12 protein-coding genes are annotated in these 13,930 nt (G+C 45.9%); 4 read left to right on the forward strand and 8 right to left on the reverse strand.

All coding sequences use genetic code 11. The features are described from left to right. Positions 1-86 precede the first annotated feature (86 nt). The 3 genes from K1Y79_RS09415 to K1Y79_RS09425 form a co-directional block, all read right to left on the reverse strand. The gene (locus tag K1Y79_RS09415) at positions 87-1,802 is read right to left on the reverse strand and encodes a cytochrome-c peroxidase (protein ID WP_220249768.1); all 1,716 of its coding nucleotides are present in this window, start codon (positions 1,800-1,802) and stop codon (positions 87-89) included. Positions 1,803-1,807: 5 nt separating this feature from the next. After that, positions 1,808-3,373, reverse strand: coding sequence for a purple acid phosphatase family protein (locus K1Y79_RS09420; protein WP_220249769.1), 1,566 nt, complete (start codon positions 3,371-3,373; stop codon positions 1,808-1,810). A gap of 143 nt (positions 3,374-3,516) precedes the next feature. Then, complete coding sequence (locus K1Y79_RS09425) at positions 3,517-4,035, reverse strand: 3'-5' exonuclease family protein (protein WP_220249770.1); 519 nt, start codon at positions 4,033-4,035, stop codon at positions 3,517-3,519. A gap of 415 nt (positions 4,036-4,450) precedes the next feature. Here K1Y79_RS09425 and K1Y79_RS09430 point away from each other — a divergent pair, with 415 nt between their 5' ends. Both K1Y79_RS09430 and K1Y79_RS09435 read left to right on the forward strand, forming a co-directional pair. Further along, positions 4,451-4,927, forward strand: a complete 477-nt coding sequence (locus K1Y79_RS09430) for a Panacea domain-containing protein (protein WP_220249771.1) — start codon at positions 4,451-4,453, stop codon at positions 4,925-4,927. Beyond that, the gene (locus tag K1Y79_RS09435; protein ID WP_220249772.1) at positions 4,920-5,387 is read left to right on the forward strand and encodes an MAG6450 family protein; all 468 of its coding nucleotides are present in this window, start codon (positions 4,920-4,922) and stop codon (positions 5,385-5,387) included. Before K1Y79_RS09430 ends, K1Y79_RS09435 begins: the two co-directional genes overlap by 8 nt. Positions 5,388-5,452: 65 nt before the next feature. On the opposite strand, the gene dusB is transcribed toward K1Y79_RS09435, so the two are convergent. The 3 genes from dusB to K1Y79_RS09450 all read right to left on the reverse strand — a co-directional run bounded on the left by dusB (position 5,453) and on the right by K1Y79_RS09450 (position 9,418). Then, on the reverse strand, positions 5,453-6,490 hold the full coding sequence (gene dusB / locus K1Y79_RS09440; protein WP_220249773.1) for a tRNA dihydrouridine synthase DusB: 1,038 nt from the start codon (positions 6,488-6,490) through the stop codon (positions 5,453-5,455). A gap of 318 nt (positions 6,491-6,808) precedes the next feature. Then, positions 6,809-8,137, reverse strand: coding sequence for a hypothetical protein (locus K1Y79_RS09445; protein ID WP_220249774.1), 1,329 nt, complete (start codon positions 8,135-8,137; stop codon positions 6,809-6,811). Between the two features lie 171 nt (positions 8,138-8,308). Then, complete coding sequence (locus tag K1Y79_RS09450; RefSeq protein ID WP_220249775.1) at positions 8,309-9,418, reverse strand: suppressor of fused domain protein; 1,110 nt, start codon at positions 9,416-9,418, stop codon at positions 8,309-8,311. Positions 9,419-9,565: 147 nt separating this feature from the next. On the opposite strand from K1Y79_RS09450, the gene K1Y79_RS09455 reads away from it, so the two are divergent. Next, positions 9,566-11,047: a DEAD/DEAH box helicase gene (locus K1Y79_RS09455; protein WP_317197479.1), complete on the forward strand. Its 1,482-nt coding sequence runs from the start codon at positions 9,566-9,568 to the stop codon at positions 11,045-11,047. Positions 11,048-11,115: 68 nt separating this feature from the next. Here the strand turns inward: K1Y79_RS09455 and K1Y79_RS09460 are convergent, their stop codons facing one another. Together K1Y79_RS09460 and K1Y79_RS09465 are read right to left on the reverse strand one after the other, a co-directional pair. After that, entirely contained in the window at positions 11,116-11,847 is a 732-nt protein-coding gene (locus tag K1Y79_RS09460) for a DUF481 domain-containing protein (protein WP_220249776.1), read from the reverse strand. 21 nt (positions 11,848-11,868) lie between these two features. Further along, positions 11,869-12,879, reverse strand: a complete 1,011-nt coding sequence (locus K1Y79_RS09465) for an App1 family protein (RefSeq protein WP_220249777.1) — start codon at positions 12,877-12,879, stop codon at positions 11,869-11,871. A gap of 50 nt (positions 12,880-12,929) precedes the next feature. Here K1Y79_RS09465 and K1Y79_RS09470 point away from each other — a divergent pair, with 50 nt between their 5' ends. Then, a complete protein-coding gene (locus K1Y79_RS09470) occupies positions 12,930-13,820 on the forward strand; it encodes a diacylglycerol/lipid kinase family protein (RefSeq protein WP_220249778.1) in 891 nt (296 codons plus the stop codon). The last annotated feature ends 110 nt before the right edge of the window (positions 13,821-13,930 follow it).

A 13,930-nucleotide genomic window follows, 5' to 3' on the forward strand; every position in this document is an offset into this window, starting at 1 on the left:
TATTATTTAAAATAATAATGGGAGGCAATTTAGGCTTAAATGTTAATCTTTCAAAGTGTTATGACGGTATGCCCTGCATTTCCTGCTTAGTTACCATCTGTAAGAGCGTCCATAAAAGCTATCAGGGCCTTTTTTTCTGCTGCAGTCAGTTGCAGCGGAACGGCAGATAATGTCTGATTAGGGATAGACAGTCCGATACCATTGCCCCCTCCTTTGTCATAAAAATCAATCACCTGCTCCATGGTTAGTAAAGCGCCATTGTGCATGTAAGGGGCGGTAACAGCACTGTTTCGTATTGTAGGCGTCTTGAATGCGCCTTTGTAAAAGTCTATGGGAAAGAATGCCAGCCGTCCGCTATCATTATCAGTTATAGGATGTAGGAGGTCTTCATTAGCTGGTGTACCCAGCACTTCAAATTCTGTACGGTTATATAACGGGGGGATCAGTCCGTTAAACAGTGGCGCAAAGTGACATGTTGCACATTGCGCTTTCCCCATAAAGATGTTCCCTCCGAGTTTTTGTTCTGCCGTCAGCGCCTGCCTATCCCCCGCCATAAACCTGTCAAACGGTGCGTCAAATGGGGTAAGCGTACGCAGGTAAGCGGCCAGCGCTGCCTGTACATCAGACAATGTGAGTGTGCTATAGGACTGGTTGCGGTGTAGCCGTTGTAATAAAGTATCGTCCCGGATATCCATTTCCTGCGGGCTATGCAATACCTGCAATACCTGGTCTTCCAGGCTGACTGCCCTCCCATCCCAGAACTGGGAATACTGGTAACAGGCATATAACAATCCCGGCGTATGTCGGGGTAACATTGTATTCCCTGACACCGCCACATTTCGGGGTAAGCCATCGGTAAAGAAACGCCCTGGCTGATGGCAGGTAGCACAACTACGGGTATTGTTGCCGGATAGTGCTTTCTCGAAAAAGAGCTTCCTCCCCAACAGGGTATCACCGTCAATATTGCTATGCGGGAACTGCATTTTATCAATAGTCGAAGGACTGAACAGGTCATGCTTGCTGTTAAGCACCAGCCGTTGCAATGGCAGCATATCGTTTACGAGGAATGACAAACGGTCAAACTGATCAAAGTCAGGCGCTGCAGCAAGCGATTGTATGCCGCGTTGCAGATATATACGTATACTGTCCTGATGATCTACACCGGTGTAGGGCATCAGGACAGTATCGATTGCATTAAGTGCAGCAGCGGCTTCCAGAACGCCACTCTTAAGTAAGGGCGCATCGTAACCGGTGATATACAGCGCCATAACACGTATCAGCTCCTGTTGTACGCTTTCCAGTACCTGCTGTTCGCTGGCGCTGAACTGATATAACAAAGCCGGCAGATCCTGTGCCGTCTGTACTAAGACAGTTGTCTGTTCTGCAAGTGCAGCCTTGTGCTGGAACACGGCGGAGTCATAGAGCAATGCTTCTATTTGTTGCAGGCCTACAGGTTCTTCATATTCAATGTAAGGTTCCTCTATCTCATATTTCGCCGGAGCGTTGAATACATAGGCTTCGCTGGTGAAGAAGTATTCCAGGAAAAAGGCAATAGCCTTATACCTGATCCTGCATGAGCGTAGTGCATTACGTGCATTCATCAGCGAGGCTGTATCTCCTTCATGCAGCGCTGCGACCGACTGGCGGAGTTGAACCGTACTCTCAGCAAATAGCGGTTGCTGCCTTTTGAAATAGGCAATCGTGCCCGCTGCAATTGTTGCATGACGTTCTCCTTGTGATGCAAGCATCACTGCCATTAGCAGTATTACGCAGATACAGGAGAACGTCAGCTTCAATCGCATGTTGTTTATTTAGTTGTGATAATGGTAAAAGTATCTTTCAGACAGCTTTCCTTGTCCTGTACCGTGTAGGTGGTAGTACCTGCACGTGGTGTAACCGTGATACTGCGGGTCTTTTGTCCTTTTTCGCTCCACTGGTAGTTGCCGGTGAAGGAAGCGGTCAGCGTAACTTTACTTTTTGCTTTTACACGCAGTACATTTTGTTTGTTCACTTCTTTCATCATGGTGAACTTATCCCTGATGACGCCGTCCGCGCATACCCATTTCAGATCAAGGCGGTTACCTTGTATTTCCAGCATGGTAGCACCACCGTCGGTAGCATTGGCATACTGCATGGCGTTGTGAGGATACTTCTTCTGCATACCACCCAGTTTACCGGCAGAACCGCTTAGTACATATACTGTTCCCTGGTTACTACTGTCTTTTACATAAGGACAGGAATTATCACTACCGTCATAGATACCGGATGACTGACTCAGGTTATGCTGTGCAGCGCTGAAGGTTTCGGACATACCGTAGTGCCCCTTCATGAGGCGGGTACGCTCATAGTCGTGACTATGGCCGCATAATATCAGGTCTACACCATAACGTTCCAGTATACGGATGAAGTTTTCGCGGATATGCACCAGCTCATCTTCTGTATCTGAATTATGAGAGCCCATGGTATAAGGCGGGTGATGCCAATAGGCAATGACCCACTGTTTGTTAGTGTTAGCTTCCAGGTCACGTTTGATCCATTGTACCTGCGGACCGAGTGTATCGTACAAGCGGTATTGTTCTGCCTCTTTACCGTAGGAGTCCAGCGACAGGAAGTGGATGTTCCCCAGATCGTAGGAATAAAATGCCTGGGTATTGGAGGCCACACCACCTGATTGTCCGTCGGTAGGCATGGTAAAGTTCTGATAGTAAGCCGTCTGGTGTGTACGTTGCGCGTTCTCTACTGCCCCCCTGTAATCCTGGTCATTATAGTCATGGTTGCCGGGAGCGGGGAACATGGGATACCGTTTCAGCAGATCGTCTTTATAGACATTGAAGAACTTAGCCTGGAACTCAGCATCGGTTCCACTATTATAAGCGTTGTCTCCGAGTAGAACCCAGGCGTCCATATAATTTTCACCGAGGTAGTTCAATACTGCCTTCTTGACGTTACGCTGATTAACGGAGTTATTACCACAATCGCCAAAAGCGCCGATACGGTACAACCCTTCTTTGCCTGGTTCCGGCAGGGTGTAGAAGTAGTTACTGCTATCTCCCTGAAATACTACTTTGAAATCAGCTATTTTATAGTAATAGCGAGTATGAGGCTGCAGTCCTTTCAGTTTTACGATATGCTCTGTTGTCAATGTTGAATCGTTGATGACCTGGTCTGTCTTATCAGGCTTCTCGCCAAAGTGTACCCTGCTACGGGTAGCAGTACTGGTACGCCAGCGTACGGTAATGCTATGGTCAGAAGCGGCCTGCAGATAAGGGCCTCGTATTAATTTCACCGTCAGATCATCATCAGATTGTGCTATTGCCAGCGAGCTGCATGTCAATAAACTGCCCATTAAAAGGCAGGACTTAAGTATACCCATCTCCTAAATTTTGTGCGAGGTACTCAATTTAAAATTTTATACGGCTATCAGGTGTATGAATTTATTGTTAAATAAAAAAAATCGCAGGCATGTAGCGATAGATTGCACATACTGCGATTCATCTTTTCTGATGTCCCGATCAGCTACAGCTTTAGCTTCAGTCCCATTTCATGCTTCATGGTCAGCAGTGCTTCTGCATTACCTTTGGCATCATCTACAGGGTGATGGGTGTGCCTGGTTTTTCGGAGATGTTTAAAGTTGGTAAACATATCTCGTTGCAGTCCTTTATATATACTGCCCAGGTTCTGAGAGCTGAAGCCAAAAGGATTTTCTCCGAGAAAGTGGTGAAAGTACCAGCAGACAAACATCCAGTCAAAGCCGTTGTTGTCGCTGATGAAGATGGGACGGTCTTTACATACTTTATCTAGCCAGGTTTTAAAAGCTGTCATTACCTGCACCGGATCATCGAAAGTAGGGGTATCCTGTCTGCTGTGCCCAGATACAGCAAGCGCTTCGGGAATATACTTGTCAGAGATAGGTTTAAGTTTGCCGTAGAAGGTTGTCTCAAGTTGCTGATCTACCAGTACAGCGCCGAATGAGATCATTGAATAATCACCAGGAATAGGGCCATCGCTTTCCACGTCAACCATTATGTAGGCCATGTTTGTTTGTTTTTGAGTAATAAATGAAGGTTTAACAGGAATTGCCTGTGTCGTTCCATTCCTGGAAGGAACCTGCGGATACTGTAGTCTTAGCCGGTGTAAGTTATGTAGGATCGTTAGGGTATTTCCGGGTGGAATGCTTGTTTATAAACGAGGCAAAGGTATGAATATAATTCTTTATAAGATAATTGCACATAGGGCATTGGTCAGGAAACTGTTAGGGGTTGTTCACCAAAGCAGTAGGTAGTGAATACGCAATGAACAAAAAGAACGGATGTATTGTGAAGATTGTGGTTAGATTTGTTGCTCCTGATTGCTTTCAGGGGGAAACTTGTATGTTAACACCAAACCAACAATCAGGATTTCAACAGCCCTGAGTGGCCCAACAGCCTGGTTATCTTATACGTTAAATAATATGTCATCTGGAACTATCTACAATGCAAATGAAGTAGCTGACTGGTTCATTACCCGCTTGAACACAGATGCGGGAGATACTATGTCACCATTAAAACTACAGAAACTGATTTACTATGCACAGGCATGGCACTTGACAATTTTCAAACAGCCGCTGTTTCAGGAGAAAATAGAAGCCTGGGTGCATGGACCTGCCGTTGCTACCGTTTATCAAAGATTTAAAAGTACAAGCAAAGATGCTGCTATTGACTGGAAAGTACCTGTCAGTAACGTCGAATTTCCGATTGAGACACAACATTTGCTGGAAGAGGTTTACTCCATATATGGCGAACATTCGGCTGGCTTTCTGGAAGAACTTACCCATAGTGAACCTCCGTGGATCAAAGCCAGAAAAGGATTAGATGTATATGAGAAATCAAATAGAGAAATCACGCATGAATCAATGATCAGTTACTATAGTAGCATAAACCATGACTAATAAACATCTTCATCGCAGCATTATTCCTACCAAAAGTACCGCAAATATTAAACAAGATCAGAAGTATATAAGCACTAACTCGTACGAGCTAAACGGCTGGAAATTGAAAGGAAATGATGCACATGTAATTGCTTCGATTAGACTTATACAACACGACTACCAGTGTTTTTCTGATTGGAGTAAACAGGATATGAGATCATTCTGGAGTTTTATTGGAAAACTGCACAGGTATGATTGGAAAAATTTACTGGACACCGGCGGGAAAGTAAACAAAACAGGCCTGGCACCCACCATTATTTCAAAAGATCGATATCCTAATACAACATTTCGTAATTCAATGGAAGACAACATTGATATGATTGAATTACGCGTAGATAATACCAAACGTGTACATGGCTTTCGGGTCGGTCCTATTTTTTATATCTGCTGGCTGGATAAAAATCACGCAATCTGTGCTTGATGATGATGAACTGATTTTCCAAAGTGAAGATCAGTTCATTTCTTTGCGACAAACAGTTCCCGTACCTACAACGCACAATTCTCATGGTAATTCACCAGCTCAATCGGCTTACGTGCAAATTCAAAACCTGCATACACCTGTCCTATTTCATCCAGCACAGCAATCACTTCCGCTGACTCAACAGGCGTAACCAACCGGCTTCTGAATGTTTTAAAATCCGGTAGTCCTTTCAGGTAGTTGAAATAGTGCTTGCGCATATTGAAAATACCGGGGCCTTCCCCACGCCATTGAACAGATTTCTCCAACTGACGTTTACATACCCCAATCCGGTCTTCCAATGTGGGAGCCGGCAGCATCTCGCCGGTTTGCAGAAAATGTCTTACTTCCCGGAAAATCCATGGGTAGCCAATGGCAGCCCTGCCAATCATGATACCATCCACGCCATAGCGATTTTTATATTCCAGTGCACGTTGCGGACTATCAATATCTCCGTTGCCGAAGATGGGAATATGTATACGGGGGTTGTTCTTTACCTTGGCAATCAGCTCCCAGTTAGCCGCCCCTTTATACATCTGCGTACGGGTACGGCCATGTATAGCAAGCGCCTTGATGCCTGTATCCTGGAGGCGTTCTGCCACCTCCTCAATATTTCTGGTATCCTCGTCCCAGCCCAGCCGGGTCTTGACAGTAACTGGCAGCTTAGTCGCCTTCACACAGGCAGCCGTTAGCCGGACCATCAGATCAATATCTTTCAGTACGCCAGAACCAGCGCCCTTGCTCACAATACCCTTAATCGGACAACCAAAGTTAATATCCAGCAGATCGGGCTGAGTCATATCAACAATGCTTGCAGCCATTGCCAGCTTCGTTTCATCACCACCGAAGATCTGTACACCAGCAGGACGTTCTTCTTCAAAAATGGCCAGTTTACGGCGACATTTCTCCGTATCCTTCACCAGTCCCTCGCTGGAAATGAACTCCGTATACATCAGGTCAGCCCCGTTCTCCCGGCACACCACACGGAAAGGCGGATCACTCACGTCTTCCATAGGTGCCAGTAGCAGCGGGAAATCAGGCAGCACAATATTGTCGATCTTTACCAAGGTTGCTTATTTAAAAAATTGGAAGCGCAAATTTACGGAAAAGAACGTGCTCTTACGATATACTCGTCAAGGATGCCTGCCGGACACCTGTCTAATCGCTGTAGGCACCTTACAAAATTCAAAGAATTTACTGAAAATCATACTACCCGAAGCTATCTCCGACCTATTCTGAACGAACAAGCGGCGAAGAAGCGACGAACAAGCGACGAAGAAGAAATATCCCGCCGTTTCTCTGCGCACGGCCTCAAAACGCGACTTTATCACAAAAAAATAGCCCGGCACATCAGCCCGGGCTATTTATATAGTTGCAAAATTCAATCAATTAAGAAAGACCTGATACTGGATCACAAAGCTGCCCTTCCTGTCAATTTTGTCAGCCAGCATAGCAGCCGGAACAGTCTGGTATACCGGACGACTCTGGTAGGCAAAAGTCAGCTTGGATGTCTGTCCTTTCAGCAGCCAGTTAACTCCCCCATCCCAGTAATACATATCATCCGCCAGGCGATCGTAATGTGCATATTGCAATGACGCGTACGGCATCAGGGTTGTTTTACCAATAAGGTTGTTTTTAAACTTGTAGCCGACCTGTCCATACAACAGATTACCTGTACCAAAAGAAGGATAGCCATTACCACTGCCATTCAATATATCAGTTCTGTTTGTTCCCATAGCCGGGTTCATAGTTGCCTGATTACGGATATAACCTTTACCCCAGTTAAAACTGATATAAGACACATAAGCGCTGATGGCCGTTCCTGTAGCAGCGTTGATAGGTGCGTCATAATAAGCATCTACTGCAAAATGCTGCATATTGGATTGAATGGTGTCACCATTGGTACCCGCCCTCCACATCGCATCAGGCTGATATTGGAAGCCCGCACCGATGTTAAAGACCTTTTTGGTACCCAGATAAGTACCGGTAGTATAAGCGGTGGTATTAGCTTCCTGATCCAGGAACTGCCATTGGAAATAACCGTGGACCTGCATCTTCGCCGGCTTGGCAGAGAAGGTAGCATGATTAGTAAGCGCAGCGGAATACCCGGGTGATTTCAACGGAGACATAGGACTGCTTACCGCTACCCGGTAGTCAAACTTCCCAAATTTACCCTTCGCATATACACTTAGTTTACGCAGGAACTGATCAGTCACATCATTGGTGCTCTGTTCAAAAAGAGGGGCATCTATTCCCATAATAGAACCAACAGAAGGCGCAGAAAAGCGGCTCAGTCCATTCCAGGCCGTCAGACCTGTACCCAGCGATAAGTGCTTTCTGACTACTTCGTACTCACCCATGATGTCATGGATGAAGAAACCCGCTTTTCTGTCGGACGAATAGTTGAAGTTATTCATACCAAACTGAGAATAAATAAACACCCTGTCGGCAATCTGGCCAAAGGCCTGGAGCCTTGCCCTGCGGATACCGATGTCGGTAAAGTTACCTTTCTCAAAGCCGTTTATGGTTGATCCGGGATTCAGATCTGTATTCCTGAGCCATACCTGGGAGACGAGTGTGAATTTGAAGTAGTTACTACCATCTTCATTCAACCAGATTTTGCCATCTTTAAATCCCTGGGCATGTGCTCCCAATGTGGCTCCTCCGATGAGCAACGCACACGCCGCCAGCTTCATAAGTCTTTTAATGTACATTCCTGTAAGCATGTTTTTCTTAACTGAAATCTATAACGTTTTATGTTAGCTGCCGTAACAAAAAGGTTGTTGTCTCTGGTTTTCACAGCTGCAATTAATGGCCGCTACGGCATAATATATCCGATGTGTATGCTACTCCAGGTTATCCTGGTGAAAAAATTGATAATTCTCTTATACGATTGCGTCTCTCTTTCGTACAATATGGGTAATATCTGCCTGTATCATTTTCTCCAGCAATTCGTATCCACCGTTTGCTTTCTCATGTGCATACTGCCTTTCCGTAAGGGTTACCGGGCTTGCCCAGAAAAGGTTTACCTTATCTCCATACATTTCCGGCATTTCAATGCCTTCTCCGTTATACAGGGCTGCAGACAATACAATACTCTCAAAAGGTGCAGGTAGTTTGGCAGAACCTATGGTATGCCCCTCTCCTAACCAGCTGATATGTCTCCATGGAATATCTGCCATACCTGATAATCCTTCAGCCATCTTGGTGATCTCCTCCTCTGAAAAGTCGTCTTTGCTGATGGCAAGTGCCAGTTCCATTCTACGGTAAGCCGGCGCATGATCATTATAGAGGTAAGATACCCATGGCATCGGACGGATACTAACGCCCATTGTAAGAAAATAAACAACGTTATCTTTCTCAAACTTACCAAGCGCCATAGGTGGCCATTGGTTATTGTCTATGGCAAAGTACTGTTTAAGTTCGCCGAAATGTTGCTGGTAAATATTAATAAACTGATCCTGGATCACAGGCCATTGCGGCGTTTCTGTGTCATCCCATAGTTTACGGAAGGTGACTGCTTCAGCCACACGTGCATGTTGCTGGTTCTTGCTGGCGTCTCCCAATGGGAATACGAGCGCATCGCCATCACCGCCTGTACAATCAGCTGCATATGCAGCAGGGTCTTCAGAATAAAGGCTCCAGCCAGGAATGACACCCAATGTTTCGCCATCATACAACACAGCCGCCCCGTCTTCTTCAGGCATCCATACAATAGACAGCCGATCTGCCTGTAAGGGTTCTTTACCCTGTGGATGATTACAATAATGTGCCTCCAGCATTGGAGCATCTCCATTCTCCATAGCTGCGCTGTCTCGTTTGGATGGTCCGGGCTGCAGGTTACGCAGCCAGCAGGCACGCATCCGGTATTTTTTGCTCTGCAATTCAGCAGGATACAGGTAAAAATAAGCTGTCCGTTCGTCCTGCTCAACCACTGCTATCATTGTATAGCGGGTGTTTGCCTGTTCTATCAATACTGTTGGTCCGTTGCTCATAATAACGCAAGATAGTTACTAATCCCTAAAACATCCCACCGCATATCATTTATTTAGTGTACCTTTGCATCACTTTTATTCTCTTCCTCACCTGCTTTTGCAGTTAGCTTCAAAACATTGTGCAGGCTTGCGAGTAAGGCGGGTAAAGTGTCAGCAGCATTCACCGGGATTGATCCCACCGCTGACAGCCTTACCACTATTGATCATCAAAAATTAAAGACTTTGTCATTTGAACAGTTAGGGCTCATTGAGCCACTGCTGAAAGCCCTGGAGAACGAGGGTTATACCTCTCCCACGCCTATTCAGCAACAAGCCATCCCACATGTCCTTGATAAGAAAGACCTGTTGGGCTGTGCCCAGACCGGTACCGGTAAAACAGCTGCTTTCGCTCTTCCGCTACTGCATCTCATGTCTCAGGATCAACAGATGCCCCGTAAAGGCCCCCGTAACATCCGTGCACTGATATTAACACCTACCCGTGAACTGGCTATACAGATACAGGAAAGCTTCACCGCCTACGGTAAGTTCCTCGATCTGAAAAGCCTGGTGATCTTCGGCGGTGTGTCCCAACACCCGCAGACAGAAGCGCTGAAAAGAGGCGTAGATATCCTGATTGCTACACCAGGCCGCTTACTGGACCTGATCAGTCAGAACTATATCACACTCAGAGATATCAGATACTTTATCCTGGATGAAGCAGACAGAATGCTGGATATGGGATTTGTACATGATGTACAACGTGTCATTGTGAAACTGCCGGAACAGCGTCAGTCACTCTTCTTCTCAGCAACCATGCCTCCTGAAATACAGACGCTGGCAAAAGCAATTCTGCGCAATCCGGCGAAAGTGGAAGTAACCCCTGTGTCTTCAACTGCAGAGACGATCACACAGTCTGTTTACTTCGTCAGCAAAAATGATAAACGCAACCTGTTACTGCATATACTGAAAGATCAGTCTATTAAAACCCTGCTGGTATTTACCCGCACCAAACACGGTGCTGACAGGGTGGTGAAAGATCTGAACAAAGCAGAGATTACCGCAGAAGCTATTCACGGTAACAAATCACAGAACGCTCGTCAGCGTGCGCTGAATAACTTCAAATCACAGCAAACCAGGGTACTGGTAGCGACCGATATTGCAGCAAGAGGTATTGATATCGATGAACTGACGCACGTTGTCAACTACGAACTGCCAAACGTACCCGAAACATACGTACACCGTATAGGCCGTACCGGCCGTGCAGGTGCAGATGGTATTGCTATCTCCTTCTGTGAACCGGAAGAAAAAGCATTCCTGAAAGACATCCTGAAACTGATTGCCCGTGAGATTCCGGTAATAACAGCACAGCCATTCCATAATGGAGACAGCCTCGCTACTCCGGCTCCTAAACCTGCTCCGCAGCAGAAACCTAAACAACAGCATCCCCGTGATCGTAAAGGAGGTTTCTCGCAGAACCGGCAGGGTGTGGTTAATCCACGTTCCGGTAAAGGAAACGGTAATGGTAATGGCGGCCGTTCAGGCAACAGCAATAGCAACAGCAACGGTTATGGCAATAGTAATGGTAATGGTCAGCCACGCAGGAAACATCAGCAGCATGGCAAACCACAACGTCAGCCATCAGCATCGTAATAAGTAATGTAAGTATAAACAAAGAGCGCCGGACATTATTGCCCGGCGCTCTTTGTTTATACTTTGGATCAGAAGTACTTCTCAAATGTTAATCCGTAGCTGAACAACAGGTTTTCCCTGTTGGTACGGTTCAGCTTATTATAAGTAAGCGTTGCGGTAATACTCAGCCATTTCCGCAGCAGGAAAGACAGATTGGAAGTCGAACGGATATTGAAATCACTACCCAGTGATAATGAGTTCTGGAGGAAGTGAGTGCCATCAATCACAACAAGATCATTTATTACAAACTTGTACATCAGGCGGAAGGAGTTACGGAAAGTGTGATATACATCGCGTATAGTATCCTGCAGGAACAGGTCGCTGTTCTCAAACAGAATACCATCACTAAGCGATAAATATGCCTTCTTACGGTCAATAACATTATAGGCTATACCAGCGCCTCCCTGGAACCGGTCGTTGATCTTCAGTGATACACTTTTGTCATAAGTGGCTAATCCCCAGTAATAGATCTGACGCACGTTGCGCAGCAGGCTGAAATCCAGGGCTGTAGAAAGGTCATTATTCGTAACGCCGCCATCCTGTTCCCCATATATCCATCCTCCGCTACCGTTCAGTGAGAGATTCTTTTTACTGACGCCTACCTTGAAAGAATTATTGAGTAGATAAGACCTTCCATCCTGCGTTGTATTGAGCGTGCCGGTGGAAGCCAGCTTGGCATAGTAGTGCACAGAGTCGCTGTATTGTCCGAAAGCTGTAGTATAATAAACAAGGGTGAGCACTAAAGCGCATACATACTTCATAAATAACTTCATTCTTTTAAATCATGTAATCAAACCTATGTGTTTGGAATGGGCAATCGCTTCGCTGCTATGTTTAAAATAGCAGCAGGGAATACCTCTTGACATGATCACATCAGCAATTTCCTGGGTAGCCGCGTACCGGCTGTTACGCACATGCCGCAGGTAAACGGCAAGTATCTGCGAAGTAAAATGTTTCGTAATAGCCTCATATATATTCGGATCTTCCTGTGTATCGTCTCCCAGCAAAACAAAGCGCATATGCGGGTAATGCTTGAGTACACGACTAATCCTGGTGAATTTGGTGGCGTGTTTCTGCTGTCCGCTTTTCAGTAAAAGCATGAGTGGTTTTAACTGACTAAGCAGGAATACTCCTTCCGGTAACCCGTTCATCCGGCAGAACTCACGAATATATGCATACAGGTTCCATTCACTACTGGATACGTAAAAGAAAGGACGTGGCATTCTTCCCTTGTTGGCAGCATCCGCTAAAAGCTGATAGTGATTTACCACTCCTTCAAAAGGCTTACGGGTACGCGCATTGCGGGTGAATAATACGTGCAGCCTTTTGAATAACGAGGCCGAATGAGACACAAGGAAAGTATCATCTATATCTGAAATACAACCATACTGACTCCGATGTGGAATTATCACTACACCTACTGCACGGGTCACCGGGCTCTCCTCCACATTTGTAATACTTACTTCTACGGGATGATCGCCTGGTTCAGGCATAACCGCAGGTTTCCATTGCAGATGGAAAAACCCGTCTTCTTCTGTTACCCCGTTAACTACCTGACCTTCCCACACCAGCTGCACAGCCGCTCCTTTTCTGGGCTTTACCATAAATAGTCGGATCAGTGCCAGCGTGTTAACCAGCGGAAACCGGCTGTAATGCGTACGAGGTAAAGGTCCGCGGTCGAGTACATGACCAAATATTTCCAGTTGTTCTGCACCACCCACACCATGATAAACTTTAATATGAGTCCGTGCTTCCAACCCCATCCCATGTAGAATTTTATTCCATACAGACATTCAGGCGCTTATTTTGCAATGAACAGAAAGTATAACTACCAGCAAAGCACATGGCGCAAGAATCACCTATGCGGCTCAGGCTCCTTTTTGTGATCAATCCGGTTTCAGGCGGCAAAAAAAAGGCCGATCCTGAAACATTCATCAAAAATTATTTCAGCGAGCGCGCCGAAGAAGTACATTTTTTCAAGCTCAACGAGCCACAGCAGGACCTTTCAGCAACCATAAAAAAAACGTCTCCAGACCGTGTAATTGCAGTTGGCGGAGATGGTACTGTAAAAATGGTTGCAGAAGCACTGTTGGATAAAGACATTCCGATGGGCATACTACCTGCAGGATCAGCAAACGGTATGGCTACGGAGTTAGGCATTCCCCCCGACTGGGAAGAGGTACTGGCACTCATCTGCCACGATCAGCCCTCTATGGTAAAAGACATTGACCTGATCAGGATTAATAAAGATATCTGTATTCACCTGAGTGACGTCGGACTTAACGCATTACTGGTAAAGAATTTTGAACAACGCGGTATTCGTGGTAAACTAGGTTACGCCCTATCTTCCTTTAAAACCTTGTGGCAGAACAAAAGACTGGCTGTACGTATTGAAAACAGGAAGGTTAGTCTAACCCGCCAGGCCCACATGATTGTACTGGCGAATGCACGTATGTACGGTACCGGGGCATGTATCAACCCAGATGGCGACTTGTCTGACGGTATGTTTGAAGTGGTTATTTTAAGACGACTGTCAATCCCCGAATTGCTTAAAATGCTATTCAGACACCGCCCTTTTGACCCTACCAAGACAGAGATTCTGCAGGCCAGTCAGGTAACAATCAGTACAAGGCGAAGGGCCCATTTTCAGATAGATGGTGAATACCAGGGGAAGACTAATCAGGTAGTCGCCAGTATATTACCAAGGGCTTTGAAAGTGATTGTGCCGGGGTGATCTGTTACTGATGGCGGGATGCATATATTGTGGGGTATACCGGCAGAAACTGTTGCTACGTATTCTTTGTAAGAACATGGAGCTTCAGGGATAATATCATATTAGTAAAT

The organism is Chitinophaga rhizophila (genome assembly GCF_019492185.1).
In the GTDB taxonomy this organism is placed as follows: domain Bacteria; phylum Bacteroidota; class Bacteroidia; order Chitinophagales; family Chitinophagaceae; genus Chitinophaga; species Chitinophaga rhizophila.